The following is a 19,675-nucleotide window of genomic DNA, read 5'->3' on the forward strand; positions in this document are numbered from 1 at the left end:
CTATAACTATTTTTGAGGCTTAAAAATCTTCCCTCCTCCAGCTTCCAGCCTCCTTCCTCTACCAAAAATAAAATGCCTGTTTCAAAACCCGGCTCAATTAACAAAAGAAATAATTATCTTTGCCGGTAAAGAAATAAGGATATGAATACTCCCTCAAATATGCTGGCATTAGGAACGAAAGCTCCGTTTTTTGAACTTCCTAACCCGTCAAAAACGAATGAACTTCAGTCTTTGGATGAGCTGAAAGGAGAAAAAGGAACTTTGGTGATCTTCATGTGCAACCACTGTCCGTTTGTTCTTCATGTGATTGATAAAATCAACGAATTATATGAAGATTACAACGAGCGTGGAATAGAATTCATTGCCATTAATGCGAATGATATTGAAAAATATCCGGCAGATTCTCCGGAAAAAATGATCGAATTTCAAATTGAAAGAAGATTTGACTTCCCTTATCTGTTTGATGAAAGCCAGGCAGTAGCAAAAGCTTACGATGCTGCTTGTACACCGGATTTTTATTTCTTTGATGATAAACTTGATCTTGTATACAGAGGTCAAATGGATGATTCAAGACCGGGAAATAATAAAGACATTACTGGTGAGGATCTGATTATTGCTTTTGAAAATCTTTTGGCTGGGGAAGCTCAGGAAGAAATTCAAAGACCCAGCATGGGATGCAATATTAAATGGAAATAATTACTGGTTGCTGGTTTATTTAGCTACTGGTTTTTACTCATTATAATACAGGCTGCTCTTTTTTGGAGTGGCTTTTTTGTTTCTTGTTGATTCATAAATTGGGTTTTTCTCTCACGGATTCAGTTGATAATGCAGAGCTAAACTTCTCCATCCAGTTTGTCACTCCGCAGGAGTCCCGACAAAGCTTGTATTCTTTTATTGTAATCTTATGCAAGATTTCTATAAGTAAACCTGGATTCCTAAGGAATGAACAAACAAAGCGTTTAGAATAGCCATACGAATTGTTGACAAGAACCAAACAAATTATTAAAAGCTTACTTTGGCTTTGACTTCTTTTTCAACCTTCAAATCCACATTCACTTTATTATGAGAATAATTCTTGATAAATTCTGAAGGAGTTTTTCCCGTATATTTTTTAAACATCCTGTTAAAATACGTTACATTGTTAAAGCCGCACTGATAGCTACATTCTGATATAGATCTGTCCTGAGCCATTAGCAGACATGCTTTATTAATTCTGTAGCGGTTCACAAATTCTGTGAAGGTGATCTGGGTTGCTTTTTTAAAGAAATTACAAAAAGCCGGAAGGGTGAGATTGGCCAGTTTTGCCACTTCTTCAATCTCAATTTCCTTGTCATAGTGATGTTCTACATAAGTAAAGATATTCTCAAGACGGGTTTTATTTTTTGAAATAATGGTATAAGGCATGATTTCCTTGTTCAAGATCTCATAATCTTCACATTTTGAAAGTTCAAAAAGAATTTCAAGCAGCAGCAGATACCTCTTATAGCCCTCAGACTCCAGCATTAGTCTTAGCTTGGGAAGCATTACTTTTTTTACTTTGTGATGAAAATGAATCCCATATTTTGAAAGTTCCAACAGATTTTTAATAGATCGTGCTTCCACTTCCTGCTGGGGAAACTGAAGAATTTCTTCCTTGAACTGAAGCACAATTTCTTCATGCGGATCAATAGAATTCAGTCCAAATCCTGAGTGAGGAATATTGGATCCGATCAGCACAAGATCTCCATTTGTGTAGTTGCTTTTATGATAGCCCACATGGCGTGTTCCGTTCCCCGAAACAACACATACCAGCTCGATTTCCGGATGATAATGGTATTCCCATTTGAATTCTGAAATAGGAGAATTGTTATGAATGGTGCGGAATGAACTCTTTTCATTAGGGATTACCCTTTCAAAAGTAACTTTCATTTAATTAATCATATTTATTTGCTAAAAATAGTAATTATATTAATATAGTTCAAATATTGATTTACTGTGTTAAATTATCGTTAACAGAAATGCTTCTATCTTAGCCGACAAGAAATAACCTGAATGAAAAATCTTAACATCAAGGCCGTTTTATTTTTAAACTATTTTGTCTTCGCAATTCTTCTGAATTCTGTAGGAACAGTCATTCTGCAGGTACAGCAGAATTTTGGGATTTCAAAATCCTCGGCCAGTGTTTTGGAAGGCTTCAAAGATCTTCCTATTGCTATCTGCTCTTTCATTCTGGCTTCATTTCTTCCTAAGATAGGAATCAAGAAATCTATGCTGACTGCTTTATTACTGGTGAGCTGCATGTGTTTTGTAATGCCGTTTACCAATGATTTCTGGGTATTCAAATTATTATTTGCCACCGTAGGAGTATCCTTTGCATTGATTAAAATATCGGTTTTTACCTCTATCGGGCTGGTAACGGAAACTGATAAGGAGCATTCAAGTTTTATGGGATTTCTGGAAGGATTTTTTATGATTGGAGTATTGGCAGGAAATGTTTTATTCAGTTTATATATAGATGATCATAATCCGAAATCTACAGAATGGCTGAATGTATATTGGGTACTGGGAGGACTTTCCAGTTTGTCTTTTTTATTCTTATTCTTTTCAAAACTGAACGAGAAGGATGCTAGAAGTGATAAAACCGATCTATTGGGAGACCTGAAAAATAGCGTTAGCTTATTCAGCTATAAAAAAGTGTTGTGCTTCTTACTGTGTGCTTTCCTTTTTGTTCTTGTAGAGCAGAGTTTCCAGACCTGGACGCCTACTTTTTATAAAGAAATTTTAAAAGTGCCCACCTCCATGAGCATCCAGGCAGGGGCCGTTTTGGCAGGAGCTTTTGCTTTGGGAAGATTTTTGTCGGGATTCTTCTCTAAAAAATTCAGCTGGATTTATGTAGTTTCTTTTTGTGTGGTGGGGTTTGCCATCAGTTTACTGCTGGTTTTACCATTGACCCATCATATTCATATTGATACCAATACAAACTGGATGAATGCGCCTTTGGTGGTCTATTTATTTCCCCTGATGGGAGGTTTACTGGCCCCAATTTATCCGAGCATTAATTCAGTAATTCTGGCATCTGTTCCCAAATATCTGCACAGTGCAATGTCAGGACTGATTGTTGTCTTCTCAGCAATCGGAGGAACTATAGGTTCTGTCATTACGGGTTTTGTGTTTCAGGAATTCAGCGGGCAGCAGGCATTTTACCTTTCTCTGATTCCGCTTTCATTACTGATCACTTCCGCAGTTTTCATGAATAAATTAAAAATTAATCCTAAAAAATAACAATGAATAATCAGCTTTACATAAACGAAATTCAAAGTCTGTTTGATGAGGTACAGCGATCTGAAATTTTTGAAGATCAGAAAATGATGACGGATGCAGTTCCCCTGTTTCCAATTGCAAAGATTAATGAAGATTATGAAAAATCAAAAGATACCGAAGGTTTTGACCTTAAGGGTTTTGTGATGACACATTTTGATTTTTTAGGAGCAAGAGTTTCGGTCCAGAGAGAAGATCACCTTCCGATAGATGAGCATATTGAAAAATTATGGGATGAACTTACCCGTACAGCTTACGAAGAGAACGGAACACTTTTGAAGCTGCCCAAGCCGTACATTGTTCCGGGAGGCCGTTTTAATGAGTTCTTCTACTGGGACAGCTATTTTATTATGCTTGGATTACAGGTTTCGGGAAGAGTGGAAATGATGAAAAACATTATTGAGAACTGTTCCTACCTGATCCAAAATGTAGGATTTGTTCCCAATGCCAGCAGAACACATTTTTTAAGCAGATCGCAGCCTCCTTATTTTTCATTAATGCTCGATCTTCTTTTTGAAACAACGCAGGACGAAGGAATTTATACGCAATATCACGATACCTTGGAAAAAGAATATGCCTTCTGGATGAACGGCCACGAGGAACTTCAAAATGGTTCCGGTGTAAAAAGAGTAGTCAAAACAACAGATGGTGATATTCTGAACCGGTATTATGATTCAGAAAACGCACCACGGCCTGAAAGCTATCTGATCGACATTGAAGATCATAAGACCGCTTCAGGAGACGAATTTTACAGAAATATAAGAAGCGCCTGTGAATCCGGCTGGGATTTTTCCAGCAGATGGTTTGCAGACGGAGAGAATATACAGACGATAGAAACGCTGAATCTGGCGCAGGTTGATCTCAACTGCCTTTTGTGGCATTTGGAAATGACTTTAGCAAAATCTTCAGCACTTCAGAATCTGAGTGAAAAAAACAATTATTTTTCAGAAAGAGCAGCAAGCCGAAGACAGATGATCAATACCTATTTCTGGGATAGAAATACTAACAATTATAAAGATTATCACACTAAAAAAAACACAAACACACCGTCTGAACATATTGCTGCTCTTTATCCTTTATTCCTGAAAATTGCAGATCAGAAACAGGCTGAGGCAGTTGCTAAGGCAGTTGCTGAGAAGTTTCTCTACCAGGGAGGATTAGTGACTACCACCAAAAATTCAGGGCAGCAGTGGGATCTTCCCAATGCCTGGGCTCCTTATCAGTGGTTAGGTTTTAAAGCAATGAAAAACTACGGCTTTGATGAGCTGGCAGAGAAAATTAAAAACAACTGGTGTTCCAATGTAGAAAGAGTCTATAGAAACACCGGGAAGCTGATGGAAAAATACAATGCATTAGACACAGAAACAATAGCAGGCGGCGGGGAATACCCCAATCAGGATGGATTCGGTTGGACCAATGGAGTGTATTTACAATTACAACATAACTGAAACTAACAATAAAAAATATGGCTATGAAAAAAAAATCGATCTTTTTAATCGCCGCAACAGCTACATTATACTTTAATAATGCTTATGCCCAGGAAACACCGAAAGATTCGGCAAAAGTTTCTTCTATAGATCAGATTGTCATTACCGGAAATTCCAGCCCGAAGAAAAAAATAGAATCCAGTACTGCGATTTCCACATTTAGTGCGAAAGAAATTCAGAAGCAAAACCCGATCAGTGCGGCTGCTTTATTGCAGAGGGTACCCGGATTTGCTGTGGAAACTTCAGGAGGTGAAGTAGGGAATAACCTTTTTGCAAGAGGAATTCCTTCTGCCGGTGCTTATGAATTTGTACAGGTGCAGGAAGACGGACTTCCGGTCTTCGAAGATGGGGCACTTCAATTTGCTAATGCAGACAACTTTTTCCGTGTGGATAATTCGGTAAGCCGTCTGGAAGCTTTAAGAGGAGGGTCCGGTTCTATTTTTGCAACCAATTCTCCGGGAGGGCTTATCAACTTTATTACCAGAGAAGGAACCAATGATTTCAGAGGAACCGCAAAACTGGAAACAAGTACCTACGGCCTGATGCGTACAGATCTGAACGTTGGCGGTGCACTGGTTCAGGATAAGCTATTCTTCAATATCGGAGGTTTCTACAGAACAGACAGCGGAATCAGAAAGACAGGCTTTAAAGCCAATGACGGAGGTCAGATCAGAATGAATCTGAAATATGTCTTTGATAAAGGATATGTAAAAGTGTACTATAAAAAACTAGACGACAGAAATACATTCTTCCTTCCGATTCCTTTGACGCAGAATGGAGATGATCTGAAAGGATTCCCAGGTTTTGATCCTAATTACGGAACATACAGCTACAGGGCAATCAGCCAGCTGAATATTCCACAAGCAGGAGGCGGGTTTTTCAAAAGAAACCTGGAAGACGGAATTCATCCTAAAGTAGATGTGCTGGGTGCTGAGTTTAAATATGATCTTGGAAACAATTTCAGTGTTTTAAACAAAACCAGATATACGAATATCAATATGAATTATACAGGGATTTTCCCTGCCGGAGCACCATACACCGCCGCAGATTTTGCGAAACGCAGTGGGATTTCCGGAAGCAATTACCAGTATTCATTGGTAAGCAATGGTGGAGTTGTTAATCCTCAATTCGTACAGGAACTGGGCTTCTGGGCTATTGACAAGCAGATGAACAACTTTGTGAACGATTTACAGTTCAACTATAAATTTGACAAAGGAAACGTTACGGCAGGATTCTATAAATCAAACTGGAAGTCGCATCAATACTGGAACTGGAGTAATATCCTTGCTACTGCAACAGACAGACCGGAATTGCTGAACCTGGTAGATACTTCTCTCACGCCTTTGGATAATGGATATTCAAAAACGTATAACGGAGTAACCAACATGACGTTCCTCCAGAGAGATACGCAAACACAGGGAAGTCTGAATGATCTTTATGTAAACTTAGATTATAACATTACTGATGCTTTAAGTGTAAACGGAGGTCTTCGTTACAGCCACGATTATTATAAAGGAAATTTTGCCAATACAACCACTGCCAATTTAAATAATTCGGGGTTAACAACTGATGGAACTCATGGTTTCAACACCACAACTGCCGATGATAATATGAGTGTTTTAGGAAACAAATACACGTATTGGAATTATAATATTGATAAAGTGTCTTTCACTTTAGCGGCTAATTATAAAATCAACAGAGAAAATGCTGTATATGCCCGTTTTTCTAACGGTTTCAGATCTCCGAATGAAGAAGCATACTACAATTATTTCTCCAACCCGACTCCGGACAAACCTCTAAAATCTGTAACAACCAACCAGTTGGAAGTAGGGTACAAATATTATTCGCGTACTTTTGATATCGCAGTAATTCCGTTCTATTCCACATTGAAGAATCTTTCCTTTACAGATATTTTCTCTAATGGAAAATCTGAAAATACTTTTGCCAATACCCAGAACTATGGGGTTGAATTTGAAGGGTACGCCCGTTTATTCAACAATATTTTGGAAGTTTCATTCAACGGAACGGTGCAAAGCCCAAAATATAAAAACCTTGAAGCAGGAAGTCTTCTCGAAGGAAATGTAGTACGAAGAATGCCGAAGTTTTTCTTCAATATTTCACCGGCAGTTAATATCACAAAAGCCTGGAGAGCTTATGCAAGCATGAATTACTATGGAAAACGTTTCCAGGATGAGATGAATGTGCAGACGTTGCCTTCCTTCACGGAATTTGGTGCAGGTACCTCTTATCAGTTAGGAAAAATACGCTTTGCAGTTGACGGAACCAATATCTTTAATACCATTGGTATTACAGAAGGAGATCCAAGAGCGGGATCACCCACAGGAGATGGAACCATCATGGCAAGACCTATCATGGGAGCTGCTGTAAGAGCATCCATTACTTTAGATTTCTAAAACAAACTCTATTTCTTCTTAAGAATGAACCCACCGGAATTTTCCGGTGGGTTCATATTTTTATTTCAAAAACGGATTATACTGTTTCTCAAATCCAATAGTTGTCGGGTTGCCGTGTCCTGAAAAAACCTTGGTATCATCATCCAGAGTAAAAAGTTTGGATCTGATGCCCTCAATCAGCTGATCATAATTTCCTTTATAAAGGTCTGTTCTTCCGATGCTGCCTTCAAAAAGCACATCCCCGGAAATCATGAATTTCTGACGGGCATTATGATAAACCACGCTTCCCGGAGAATGTCCCGGAACATGATAAATTGTAAACTTTTCCCCATCCAAATCCAGTTCATCCCCTTCATTGATATATTTTACCTCCACTTTTACAGGATCAATCTGCATTCCGAACCTGATCCCGCTTGCCTGAAGCATATCCAGCACTTCCTGATCTTCCTGATGCATAGTCACAGGTACTTTGAACGTATCAAAAGCCCACTGAAGCCCGAATACGTGATCAATATGAGCATGTGTCAAAAGGATTTTCTGAATTTTCAGCCCGTTTTCGGTAATAAAATTACTGATCGCCTCGGTTTCCTGCCCGCTCATATTTCCCGGATCAATTAACCACGCATTTTTATTTTCGTTATAGATGATATAAGTATTTTCGCTCGCAAAATTGAATACGAAACCTTGAATCTGAAGCATATCTGAATATTTTTTATTCAAAAATACGATATTATTAAGAAAATGGCTATTTTTCGTTATCTTCGTCGTAATGAAAACTTTACGAATACTCTTACTTTTTTTAGGCGGACTGGTTTTTGGACAAAATATCCAAAGTATTCAGCTGTTCAATCCTCAGACCAATGACGAAACTCCGGTAATCAGAATAGGAGAACAGTTGGTTTTGGGCTTTGATGATCTTACAAACGGCAGTCAGATCTACAGATACACATTCAAGCATTACGACAGAAACTGGAATGAAGATAATCTGTTTTTTACAGAATTTGCTACCGGAAGTATGAATGCACTGCTGGATCAGTTTCAGTATTCTTTCAACACGCTGCAGGCGTATACCCACTATAAACTGGTTTTCCCGAATGATAAAATCCAGCTGAAGGTTTCAGGGAATTATGAACTGATTGTTTATAAAGATTCTGCGGATAAGCCGCTCTTCAAAAAAAGGTTTTACCTGGTAGAAGATGTAACTTCCGTGGGACTGAATATTTCAAGATTTGCAGATGCCAAAAAGCCCAATCTTAACCAAAGGGTAGAAGTGAATGTATCTCCGAAAGGAGGAGATATTTCTTCCAATGTTAATTCCATTACGATGAATGTGATGCAGAATAACAATCCGAATATGGTCATTTCTAACCTTAAACCGAGCAGTGTCTTAGGAAATCAGATACTTTTCCAGCAAATGAATCTTACCTTCCCGGGGGATAATGAGTTTTATTATTTCGATAATAAAAATATGAATATGGCAGCTGATATGGTACGCGCTACGGAAATAAAAGATGAGGTGAACCAGACCTATCTTCATCCGGTGTGGGCATTCCCTTTAAATTATCAGTATCAGCCGGATGTAAATGGAGCATGGTATTACAGAAGAAATGATTTAGGCAGGGAAAGAGATGCAGAACGAGAAGCCGATTACTCCTGGGTACATTTCTATCTGGAATCCGATCCTGTAGATAAAGAGATTTATGTGTTGGGAGGGTTTAATAATTTTTTACCAAGCAAAGAAAATCAGATGCAGTACGATGCAGCTACCAAACAGTATGTTGCTAAAATATTCCTGAAACAAGGTTTTTATAACTATGTTTTGGTGACAAAAGATGAAAACGGGTTGAACTTTGGAGAAGTGAATGGTAATTTCTGGCAGACGGAAAATCTTTATCAGGCATTTATTTATTATGCGCCTTTCGGAAGAAATTATGATGGATTAATGGGCTATGGTGAGTTCAGAACACCAATTGCTAATAAAAAATAGATCATAATCTGATCGTATTTAAGTAAAAAAATATATAAATAGGACTGTCTCATAGGATAGTCCTTATTTTTTTTGTCAAAATTGAAGATGTTTAATCGTTGAATTTAAGATTTGCATTAATTTTTTTAAATATAATGCACGGCATAGTGAAAAATAATAATTCACAAAATTTTGATTTTAATTAAATATTTTAATCTAAAAATTACATTGTAGAAAAATTATATTTAAATAATTTTCTTTGTTTTAAAATCATCATTGTGTTTTGTTTATTGATTAATAATATCTATTGAATTTTAATCATGATTTATATCATTTTATTGTGAAAAGTTTATAAATTCGTCAGCACAATCAACCAACCAAATATTATTATGAAAACGAAATTTATCTTAGTGGCAAGTGTTGCCGCCTGCTCTTTTGTTTTTGCACAAAACACACCATCCAAATTAAATCCCGGTAAAAGCGGGCTGCATGCAGACTTTATGAGATTCGACAAAAACGCACCAGCTTTTCAGGGAAGCCCTGTTTTATTTGACGAAGCTACAGAGAGACTTTCTCCGGGGCAGGGGCTCAAGTTGGGACTTGAAAAAGATGCCTTAGGTTTTGAAACACACAGATTTCAACAGACCGTAAATGGTATTCCTGTGGAATACGGGATGATGGCTGTACAGACTAAAGGAGGGAAAATTGTAGGACAATCAGGAAAATGGGTTCTTAATGTTCCGAAAAATGCTGAAAGAAAAGCTAATATTTCTGAAAATATCGCTCTGCAGAATGCTTTATCATTTGTAGGAGCAGAATCCTACAGATGGCAGAATAAAGAGGAGGAAGACTTTTTAAAGAAAGACGCTAATGATCCCAATGCAAGCTTTGCTCCCAAAGGTGAACTGGTTTATTATTCAGATCCCACAGACGAAAAACTGAATAACCTAACATTAGCTTATAAATTTGATATTTATGCGGAAAAGCCTTTAAGCAGACAATACGTTTTCGTAGATGCTAAAAACGGAAAAGTATTGGGAGTGGATGCCATTATTCACGAAGTAAATGCTCCGGGTACAGCAACAACAGTTTACAGTGGAAACAGAAATATTGTAACTGATTCTTATAACGGAAGCTACCGGCTAAGAGAAACAGGTAGAAATGCAGGAACTTCTGTGGAAACCTATAATCTTAAGAAAACCACTAATTTTTCATCCGCTGTAGATTTTACGGATGCAGATAACGCCTGGAATAACGTTAATACCAACAAAGACCAATATGCTACCGATGCTCACTGGGGCGCAGAAATGACACTGGATTATTACTATTCAAAATACGGAAGAAAGAGTATTGACAATAATAACTTTGCCATCAAATCATATGTGCATTATGGAAACAATGTATTCAATGCCTATTGGGATGGTTCAAGAATGTTATATGGTGATGGAAGCTCTACTACAAACGGCGGTAAACCTTTAACAGCAATAGATGTCTGCGGGCACGAGATTACTCATGGTTTAACTTCTAAAACAGCCAACCTGGTATACCAAAGAGAACCGGGAGCTTTGAATGAAGGTTTCTCAGATATTTTCGGGAATACGATAGAACGTTGGGCGAGACCCACACAGGCAAGCTGGACGCTGGGAGAAGATTTCAGCTACGTGATCAGAGATATGTCTAATCCTAATGCTTACCGTCAGCCGGATACGTATAAAGGGACCTACTGGAAAGACGCTACGACTACAGGTTGTGCAGTACCAGGGCAAAATACCAATGACTATTGTGGAGTACATACCAATTCCGGAGTGCTTAACTTCTGGTATTATTTACTGGTAACCGGTGGTACAGGTACTAACGATAACGGCTTCGCTTATAATGTTTCCGGAATCGGACTGGATAAAGCAGGAGCTATCGCTTACAGAACATTGACGACTTACCTTACGTCTTCATCCAACTATGCCAATACAAGAACCTATTCTATACAGGCTGCTACTGATCTTTACGGAGCAACCAGCAATGAAGTGACTCAGGTTAAAAATGCATGGAATGCAGTAGGCGTAGGTGGCGGAACTTCTCCGGCAGGACTTGTTGCAGCCACTTCAAATGTTTCCAATTATACCATCAGTCCGAATCCGGCAACAGACAGATTTACTGTAAACTTCGAAGGTAAAGCGGGAAGAGGAGTGGTAGAGCTGGTAAGCCTTACGGGTAAGAAAGAAATTTCTGAAAAAGTGGAACTGAAAGACGGAACCAATCAACTTAACATCCAATTACCTTCCAACTTACTTCCAGGAGTGTATGTGGTAACTGTAAACGGAGAGAAAGCAGGAAATCTTATCAAAAAATAGACACCAAATTTTAATATATTCAGCGAAAAGGCCACAAGTTAGTTCTTGTGGCCTTTTGTTTATTTGAGTGAATTGAATTATACCAAATAAAAATCATTCAGTTTTTCTTCACAAAGTATTTTTACCACATCAATCCATCGGTCTTCATCATTCAGGCATGGAATATAATGGAAGTTTTCACCTCCACCATGCATAAACTGCTCTTTTCCTTCCACAGAAATCTCTTCCAGCGTTTCCAGACAATCAGAAACGAATGCAGGACACACGATGGCCAGATTTTTTATTCCTTTTTTGCCAATTGTTTCAAGCGTTTCGTCGGTATAAGGCTCAATCCATTTGTCTTTTCCTAATCTTGACTGAAAAGAAACGATTGTTTTCTCCTTAGGTAAATTGAGCTTTTCAATCACAAGCTGTGTTGTTTTGTAACACTGATGACGGTAGCAGAACTGATGGCTCGGATTATCTTCTCTGGAACAGCAGTCATTAAGATTACACGTCTTTGTAGGATCTGTTTTGTAAATATGTCTTTCCGGAACGCCATGATACGAAAACTGAAGGGCATCAAAATTTTCAGGAAGCTTTTCCTTAATGCTTTCCGCCAGACAGTTGATGTAAATATCTCTGTTATAAAAAGGCTGAATATAATTGATCTTGATCGTTGGAAACTTCTTTTTTCTTACTTCTTCGGCCTTCTCAATCACGGTTTCCGTAGTACTCATAGCATATTGAGGATACAAAGGGAAAAGAACAATTTCCGTTACTCCCTGATCTACCAGTTTCTGAATACCGGTTTCAATGCTGGGCTGTGCATAACGCATCCCGATTTCCACCGGAACATCTACCACTTTCTGAAGCTTTTTCTGAATTTGTTCGGTGATGACAATCAATGGAGATCCTTTATCTGTCCAGACCGTTTTATATGCTTCAGCAGATTTTGCAGGTCTTGTTTTCAGGATAATCCCCTGTACAAGAAGCGCACGAAAGATCCAGCGGTAATCAATTACCCTCTCATCCATCAAAAACTCATCAAGATATTCCTTTACGTCGTTTACGGCAGTTGATCTCGGTGATCCGAGGTTAACCAGTAAAATTCCTTTCTTATTCAATATTCTAAATTTTGTTATGAAACAGAAGTTATAAAATCTGTTACTAATTCTGATACTTTAGCAAAGGTATTACTTTCCAGCACGCCATTGCTGTCAAATTTGCCTTTTATTCCCTTTATCAATGTCTGATGTTGATCATCCACAGCTGCGCCCAGCGTTTTTAAGATTAATAATAGCTCTTCGTGGCATTTTTCTCCGCTTGCTGATGCTGTAATTACAGCTGCAGGCTTTTCAGAAAAAACCGTGGTGGATACACACCATTCCAGCATATTTTTTAATCTTCCCGGAATGCTGAAGATATATTCGGGAGTGGAAAATATAACTCCCGATGAATTTTCAATCGCTTTTCTTAGCCGTATGACCTCGTCAGGCGTATTTCCTTCCGTAAGGGCCGGATCAAAATGGGGAAGAGCAGAAAGATCATTGTGGAACTCAAAATCTGTATTGCTCATACCTTCCGTCACCTGTTCCATCAGTCTCAGGTTGCCGGAATTTTCCGAAGCACTTCCAATAATCACTACAATTTTCTTTCTGTGAGGCATTTCAGCTCTATTATCCGTTTACAGCCTCCACTCTTTCTACCAAATCAGGAACGAATTGCTTTAAAATATTTTCAATTCCGTTTTTTAAAGTAGCCGTAGAACTTGGACAACCCGAGCAGGCTCCCTGTAAAAGCATTTTCGCTGTTTTGTTCTCCTGATCGTATTCCATTAAGGAAATTTTTCCGCCATCATTTTCTACTGCCGGAGCTACATATTCATTTAAAATGTCAGAAATCTTCTGCTCATCTTCTGTATAATCTCTGTTGATGATTTTTTCAACAGGATTTTCGTGTTTCTGAGGTTCTATATTGGCAATTTCACCACCATTCTGAAGATATTCCGCAATAAGTGCACGAACAGTCATCATTACCTGATGCCATTCTACCGAATTATCTCTTGTAACCGCTACGAAATTGTCAGAAATGAAAACTTCCGTTGCAAAATCAAACTCTTTAAAAATAGCTTGTGCCAAAGGAACCCCATCAGCTCCCTCTCTCGATTTTACTTCCACGAAGCCATCCATCAGTAATTTGCTTGAAACAAACTTCATTACATTCGGGTTCGGAGTCATTTCAGCATAGATCTGATACATTTCTTTTTTCTTCTGAAGATAAATTCTTGGGTTAGCCAATAGCTCGTCTTCTATAACATTTTTCAGACTTTCAGCTACATGTTCCCATTCTACGGTATCCTGTTTGGCTACAGCAACAAAATTAGCTGTGATGAATATTCTTTCCACAAACGGATAATTGAAAAGTTCCTGAGCTAAAGGAATTTCTGATATATCTGAATTTCTGTCCAACTCTAAAGACCCAGGAATGAGATTGTAATCAGCAACAAATTTCATTACTTTAGGGTTTTCGGTAGGTTCTATAAGTACGGTACGCATTTTTTCGTTAAATTTGAGATACAAAAATACGCATTAGAACTTAGAAGCTGAAAATTGAGAGTTAGATTTTTGCTATCGCTGTAATTTAGAACTTAGATACCGGTAATGATAGTATATTCTAATTTTCAAATGGGCATATTTTCAAATTTTCAAATTAATACTTATGGCACTTATAAAAAAACTTTTAGGAAAAGCACCACAAATTGGTGAAAATACCTTTTTAGCAGAAACTGCTACCATTATTGGAGATGTTACCATGGGAAAAGACTGCAGCGTTTGGTATAATGCAGTAATCAGAGGTGATGTTCATTACATTAAAATGGGGGACAAGGTAAACGTACAGGATAATGCAATGCTGCACTGTACCTACCAGAAACACCCTCTGAATATAGGAAACAATGTTTCTATAGGTCATAATGCTATTGTACACGGATGTACCATTAAGGATAATGTCCTGATAGGGATGGGAGCTATTGTAATGGATGACTGTTTGGTGGAAGAAAATTCTATTGTAGGAGCAGGTTCTGTAGTTACTCAGGGCACCCATATAAAATCAGGAGAAGTATGGGGAGGAGTTCCTGCAAGAAAAATTAAAGATATTAATGCCCAGTTACTGGAAGGAGAAGTGAACAGAATTGCAGATAATTATGTGAAATACTCATCGTGGTATAAGGAGAATGTGAAGGATCATCAGTTCTAGGCAGCCAGGTGAATAGAGAATAGTCAATTCGCTTTGCTTGTCAATTAAAAAGCTCCGTTCATTGACAGAGCTTTTTTCGATTTGATATAGAACCTTTGTTTTAGGATTAGTTGGGATCAGGCGTTATCAGCCTTACCTTTCCGTGGATACATTTTAAAGAGGTAGGCGGAGTAATCGCGACACAGTTGGACATGATATTATACTTCTCATTAAAAGCCCTTACTTTGTCTGTATATTCATTTACTCTCTTCAGGAAAGCAGTTTCAATTTTCTTCGGATAAGCAATATATTGCTGAGGACCGCCACAAGGCTTCACTCCCATAGGTGCAAAATCCCATTCGCTGGCATCGGTACATTTTTCTCCTGATACTTCAGATTCGATAGATGCTTTTAGTCCGTCAAGCTGCGCCTGTTCATATTTCTGGCTGTCTTCGTCGGCAGGTCTGTTGGCAATATCAATCGGCAGATTGGTATTAGCATTCTTGGATGTATTACATGAAACTAAGGTTAATATAGTGCATAATACAATTACCGGAACATGAAAGAATAATTTTTTCACAATAAACTTTTTCTTTTTTATAATTTTTCAAAACTTATGCCAAGGTAAGAAATTCAAATTCATTTCCGTACTTTTGACAACGATGAACAATCATTTTTTTGACTTAATAGAATATACCAACAGAAGCGTTTTTTTAACCGGGAAAGCCGGGACGGGAAAGACGACATTTCTTAATGATTTTGTAAGACGGACTAAGAAAAAGCATATCGTAGTGGCTCCCACAGGTATTGCTGCTATTAATGCCGGAGGGGTTACCATCCATTCTATGTTTGGGCTGCCATTGAGAACCTTTCTTCCTACAACAGAAAGGATAGATACCAGTCTGGCTAATAATATTGCCGATCTGATGCCTCATTTCAAATACCGTAAAGATAAGCTGAAGCTGCTCAGAGAAGTTGAGATCATCATTATTGATGAGGTTTCCATGCTTAGGGCAGATGTGCTGGATATGATGGATTTTTCTTTGCGATTTATCAGAAGGAATAATCAGAGATTTGGAGGCGTTCAGATGCTGTTCATTGGTGATCTGTATCAGCTTCCTCCGGTAGTGAGAGATGAGCATATTCTTAAAATGTACTACAATTCTCCCTTCTTTTTTGACAGCCATGCCATTAAGGAAATTCCTATTGTCACCATTGAGCTGACAAAAGTGTACAGACAGTCTGATGAGGAGTTTCTTGAAATTCTGAATGCCATCCGTGATGGTGATGTGGACCATATAGATTTTAACCACCTCAATGAAAGATATGATCCTGATTTTGATATGGGAAAGGAGTCTTACGTGTATCTGTGCTCTCATAATAAAATGGCAGATGAAATCAATCAGGAGAAGCTGGCGGAGATTAAAGTGGAGCCTCAGATTTATGAAGCTAAACTGGTAGGGGATTTCAAAGAAAATCAATTTCCGAATGATCAGTTTCTGGAACTGAAAATTGGTGCACAGATTATGTTTATCCGAAACGATATTTCCGGAGAAAAGAAATATTTTAACGGAAAACTGGGTGAAATTATCGGCTTGGACGAAAATGAAATCCGTGTTGTACTGGACGAAAGCGAAAGGGAAATTGTGGTGAAAAGAGAAACCTGGGAACAGAAAAAATACTTCCTTGATACTGAAAAAAATATTAAAGAAGAAGTGTTGGGCAGTTTTGAGCAGTTTCCGATCAAATTAGCCTGGGCCGTTACCATTCATAAAAGCCAGGGTTTAACGTTTGATAAAGTGATTATTGATGCCGGGAAAAGTTTTACTGCCGGGCAGGTATATGTAGCTTTATCCCGCTGCAGAACGCTGGAGGGAATTGTTTTGAAATCAAAAATTACTCCTGAAGTTATTTTCAAGGATAACAGGATTTTACATTTCCATACCGACACCATTGCCAACGATCATGTGGAAGCCATTCTGAATCAGGAAAAATACGATTACAGTATCAGAAAAGTACTTCGCACGCTGGATTGTACATGGTTTTTAAAAGAAGTGGAGGAGTGGAATAACCTTTCGATTGTTACCAAGAATATTGACCATGCGAAAACCAAGCAGCTTTATCTTCAGCTGAAACATGAAGCGGTAAATCTTGGAAAAATATTTGAAAAGCTGGAACGCATCATTTTTCAGAAAGTTAATCTTTTTATTGAGCAGAAAGAAGAATGGACTGAGATTGAAAGTAAATCCAAAGGAGCCGTCAATTTCTTTTTTACAGAAATCAGAAATAAAATTTTCGATCCTTTGAAAGATTTTTACGCCGAAATAAAAGGAGCGAAAGGCTTAAAACAATATAATGAAGAGTTTAAAAGCTGGCTTGAAGATATTGAAGAATACCTGAACAGCCTGAGAGACATCCACCTTCTTGAAACGAAACTTTTAGATGAAAAGAATGATAAGGAAATTAATCTGAAAATTGCTAAAGTTCCTTCACAGGTTTTGACCTTCCAGTTATTTGAACAGGGAAAAACCATCGGAGAAATTGCCTTGGAAAGAGGTCTGGTGAAAGAAACGGTGATTGGGCATCTTGCCAAATTTGCAGAGCAGGGACTGCTGGATATTTCCAGAGTCATCACCTCAGACAAGATTAAAGCTTTTGAAGATGAGTTTTACAAAAATCCGCACGAGACACTTACCGAGTGGAAAAATGCACTGCCAAGTCATTTTGAATTTAACGAAATAAGGATTTTAATCAATCATTACAATTATAAAAAAGAAAAGAACTCCTAGGAGTTCTTTTTTGATTTGAAATGAATTTTTGAAACTAAGGATACATGGCATTTATGGTATTAATATCTCCGGTTGTAAATCCGGTTCTGTTATACGTGAAACTGCTGTTGTCTGCTCTGGTAATGGTGGGTTGTCCGTTTTTAGAATAAGATGTCGGCCAATACATCATTACCGAATTAATATTGAATGGCCCAATATCTGTTCCGGAACTGTAAATATTAAAATTATAAGACTGTCCGCTTTGGATATTGTTCCAAAGGATTTTTACATACTGATCCCTGTCTTTACGGGTATGTTCATGGTAAAGTCCCACTGTATGACCCATTTCATGAATGACCGAACCTACAGAAATGTACTGGTCCAAAGAAACCGTTTGTTTTCCGCCCTGGTACCCGATATGGGCCCAGCCATCCGATCCGGATGAACTTCCGAAAATAAACTCAACATAATTAGACTGATTGGTACGGTAGATCCATTGAGTATTGGTTTTGCTGTTATACTCGCTGATGGCGGAATTGATTTTATTAACGTTGATAGAACCCATATTACTGGCAATGGTGTAATAAATTTTACCGCTTGGCCATCTTGAATAGCTAGCCCCTCCTTTATTGACTTCATTACCTTCGGATAACTGTTTGTCAGAAAGAACCATATCTCCCTCGAAGAAATTCATTCCGTTTTTTCTTTCATAAATAATGTCCTGGCCTCCCAGTTTTCCTTTTTTTAGATTGTCTGCGTTGAAGGCGCTGGATTGTGCTTCAGAAGCAATGTCTTCATTGTTTTTACTGCAGGATGCTATTGTTGCAGCGACAAGAAAACTCATCAATACCGTTTTCCCTGTCAGGATCTGCCGATAGAACAGCCGGTTTGGTTTTTTGTTCATATTCAATTTTTTTAAGATTTGGTATACGAATATAATGAATATTTCTCTTTATGATGAATTATAAATGTTAAAAAAACTTTTTTATGATGATTATTTAATTGGAGGGTTTGTAGATGTAAAATAATAAAAGGGTTTGAATATTTTCAAACCCTTTTTATTATTATTCGTTTAGCATATCTTGATTTACTCTGTAACCAACAATTTTTATGTCTCCATCTTTATTCTTTTCTAAAGTAAAAGATTCTTCTGTTTTTTTAGTACCTCTTTTTACATTATACATGAAGAAGTATTGACTTCGTGCATTACTTCCCTTCACAACCATTGTTTCCCATTTGGCGAGATTATATTCTTCAACGGGACCAATTTCATTGACTGTATTCATAAGCTTCACAAGTTTTTCTTTATCGGTCACTTGAAAAAACTTCTCACCAAACAATTTATAAATATCATCAGGATTTTTTCCATAGCGGAGTTCCCAATAAAATTTTATGGGAATTTTTTCACCATCTGTTTTATCAGATTCTCTGTCCTTATAAAATTGATTGAAGGAGCAGCTCATTAAAAGGAATGATAAAAGGAGCAAATAAACATTTTTCATTTAAATTTTTGTATCTAATATTAATTTTCTGCGGTTGTTATCATAAAAAGTAGCATGATAACTTTTGTCTCTGAATTCAGTTTCTGTATTTTCTATTTCATTAAATAGGCTTTTGTCTGTTCGGGAAAATTCGACAATTTCAAAATACTTTTCATCAATATAGTTGAAGTCTACCAGCTTTAGATAGTCATTAATAGAGTTTTTATCAATCATAATTTTTCCACCACCAAATTGATGCCTGTCCTGACCATTTTTCTTTACGCCAGATATCCAATATTCCTCACCGGTTTCTATATCAAAATGATTAGCGTTGATTCCTGGCCTCTTGAGTTTTTTGAGTGCCTTGCTATTGAAATAAACAGTTTTTCCGGATTTTGAAAATTCTACAAAACCAATCCATGCCGGCCCGTGATGACCGTAGGATTTGTTTTCGATATACATTATTTTTGTTTGCATGTTCTGATTTGATACTGCAATTTAACTCAAAATCTTATAAGTAAAATCAAATAAGCAAAAATTTTATTCCAATAGTTTTTCCCTGAACTGATCAATTGTTTTTATTAATTACAAAAAGTAACTAATGCGGTTTATATGTCTTAAATTTGTTTGGTTTTTAAGAATCCAATTTAAATCATGAAACTGACAGAGGAGATTCTTATCCCCTTTTGAAAAAATAA

The 19,675-nt window shown here is 37.5% G+C and carries 17 protein-coding genes; 8 read left to right on the top strand and 9 right to left on the bottom strand.

What is annotated here, in order from left to right; genetic code table 11:
* The first annotated feature begins 141 nt into the window (after positions 1-141).
* Complete coding sequence (locus BLW74_RS02015; protein WP_089689793.1) at positions 142-696, top strand: thioredoxin family protein; 555 nt, start codon at positions 142-144, stop codon at positions 694-696.
* A 306-nt stretch (positions 697-1,002) separates the two neighbouring features.
* On the opposite strand, the gene BLW74_RS02020 is transcribed toward BLW74_RS02015, so the two are convergent.
* Positions 1,003-1,908, bottom strand: coding sequence for an AraC family transcriptional regulator (locus tag BLW74_RS02020; RefSeq protein ID WP_089689794.1), 906 nt, complete (start codon positions 1,906-1,908; stop codon positions 1,003-1,005).
* Between the two features lie 123 nt (positions 1,909-2,031).
* On the opposite strand from BLW74_RS02020, the gene BLW74_RS02025 reads away from it, so the two are divergent.
* Genes BLW74_RS02025 through BLW74_RS02035 form a run of 3 tightly spaced genes read left to right on the top strand, consistent with a single transcriptional unit; the run spans position 2,032 to position 7,198 of the window.
* On the top strand, positions 2,032-3,261 hold the full coding sequence (locus BLW74_RS02025; protein ID WP_089689795.1) for an MFS transporter: 1,230 nt from the start codon (positions 2,032-2,034) through the stop codon (positions 3,259-3,261).
* A 2-nt stretch (positions 3,262-3,263) separates the two neighbouring features.
* Complete coding sequence (locus tag BLW74_RS02030) at positions 3,264-4,745, top strand: trehalase family glycosidase (RefSeq protein ID WP_089689796.1); 1,482 nt, start codon at positions 3,264-3,266, stop codon at positions 4,743-4,745.
* 23 nt (positions 4,746-4,768) lie between these two features.
* A complete protein-coding gene (locus BLW74_RS02035; RefSeq protein ID WP_089690620.1) occupies positions 4,769-7,198 on the top strand; it encodes a TonB-dependent receptor in 2,430 nt (809 codons plus the stop codon).
* 60 nt (positions 7,199-7,258) lie between these two features.
* Here the strand turns inward: BLW74_RS02035 and BLW74_RS02040 are convergent, their stop codons facing one another.
* Positions 7,259-7,897: an MBL fold metallo-hydrolase gene (locus tag BLW74_RS02040; RefSeq protein ID WP_089689797.1), complete on the bottom strand. Its 639-nt coding sequence runs from the start codon at positions 7,895-7,897 to the stop codon at positions 7,259-7,261.
* Positions 7,898-7,967: 70 nt separating this feature from the next.
* Here BLW74_RS02040 and BLW74_RS02045 point away from each other — a divergent pair, with 70 nt between their 5' ends.
* Both BLW74_RS02045 and BLW74_RS02050 read left to right on the top strand, forming a co-directional pair.
* Entirely contained in the window at positions 7,968-9,185 is a 1,218-nt protein-coding gene (locus BLW74_RS02045) for a type IX secretion system plug protein (protein ID WP_089689798.1), read from the top strand.
* A 368-nt stretch (positions 9,186-9,553) separates the two neighbouring features.
* Positions 9,554-11,512 carry a M4 family metallopeptidase gene (locus BLW74_RS02050; RefSeq protein ID WP_089689799.1) on the top strand — a complete coding sequence of 653 codons (1,959 nt, stop codon included), beginning with the start codon at positions 9,554-9,556 and terminating at the stop codon, positions 11,510-11,512.
* A 77-nt stretch (positions 11,513-11,589) separates the two neighbouring features.
* Here BLW74_RS02050 and hemH read toward each other — a convergent pair whose 3' ends face one another.
* The 3 genes from hemH to BLW74_RS02065 are packed head-to-tail and all read right to left on the bottom strand — an operon-like array spanning position 11,590 to position 14,049.
* A complete protein-coding gene (gene hemH, locus BLW74_RS02055; RefSeq protein ID WP_089689800.1) occupies positions 11,590-12,618 on the bottom strand; it encodes a ferrochelatase in 1,029 nt (342 codons plus the stop codon).
* A 14-nt stretch (positions 12,619-12,632) separates the two neighbouring features.
* On the bottom strand, positions 12,633-13,160 hold the full coding sequence (locus BLW74_RS02060; protein WP_089689801.1) for an NADPH-dependent FMN reductase: 528 nt from the start codon (positions 13,158-13,160) through the stop codon (positions 12,633-12,635).
* A 10-nt stretch (positions 13,161-13,170) separates the two neighbouring features.
* The gene (locus tag BLW74_RS02065; RefSeq protein WP_089689802.1) at positions 13,171-14,049 is read right to left on the bottom strand and encodes a NifU family protein; all 879 of its coding nucleotides are present in this window, start codon (positions 14,047-14,049) and stop codon (positions 13,171-13,173) included.
* Positions 14,050-14,212: 163 nt separating this feature from the next.
* Here BLW74_RS02065 and BLW74_RS02070 point away from each other — a divergent pair, with 163 nt between their 5' ends.
* Entirely contained in the window at positions 14,213-14,749 is a 537-nt protein-coding gene (locus BLW74_RS02070) for a gamma carbonic anhydrase family protein (protein ID WP_089689803.1), read from the top strand.
* A gap of 106 nt (positions 14,750-14,855) precedes the next feature.
* Here BLW74_RS02070 and BLW74_RS02075 read toward each other — a convergent pair whose 3' ends face one another.
* Positions 14,856-15,308: a hypothetical protein gene (locus tag BLW74_RS02075; RefSeq protein WP_089689804.1), complete on the bottom strand. Its 453-nt coding sequence runs from the start codon at positions 15,306-15,308 to the stop codon at positions 14,856-14,858.
* A gap of 82 nt (positions 15,309-15,390) precedes the next feature.
* Here BLW74_RS02075 and BLW74_RS02080 point away from each other — a divergent pair, with 82 nt between their 5' ends.
* Positions 15,391-17,517: a helix-turn-helix domain-containing protein gene (locus BLW74_RS02080; RefSeq protein WP_089689805.1), complete on the top strand. Its 2,127-nt coding sequence runs from the start codon at positions 15,391-15,393 to the stop codon at positions 17,515-17,517.
* A 34-nt stretch (positions 17,518-17,551) separates the two neighbouring features.
* Here the strand turns inward: BLW74_RS02080 and BLW74_RS02085 are convergent, their stop codons facing one another.
* The 3 genes from BLW74_RS02085 to BLW74_RS02095 form a co-directional block, all read right to left on the bottom strand.
* Positions 17,552-18,400, bottom strand: coding sequence for a M12 family metallopeptidase (locus BLW74_RS02085; protein ID WP_089689806.1), 849 nt, complete (start codon positions 18,398-18,400; stop codon positions 17,552-17,554).
* 160 nt (positions 18,401-18,560) lie between these two features.
* Positions 18,561-18,998, bottom strand: coding sequence for a hypothetical protein (locus tag BLW74_RS02090; RefSeq protein ID WP_139265681.1), 438 nt, complete (start codon positions 18,996-18,998; stop codon positions 18,561-18,563).
* Positions 18,999-19,454, bottom strand: a complete 456-nt coding sequence (locus BLW74_RS02095) for a hypothetical protein (RefSeq protein ID WP_175579915.1) — start codon at positions 19,452-19,454, stop codon at positions 18,999-19,001.
* Between the last annotated feature and the right edge of the window lie 221 nt (positions 19,455-19,675).

Origin of the sequence: Chryseobacterium culicis, assembly GCF_900108365.1 — a bacterium.
Taxonomy (GTDB): domain Bacteria; phylum Bacteroidota; class Bacteroidia; order Flavobacteriales; family Weeksellaceae; genus Chryseobacterium; species Chryseobacterium culicis.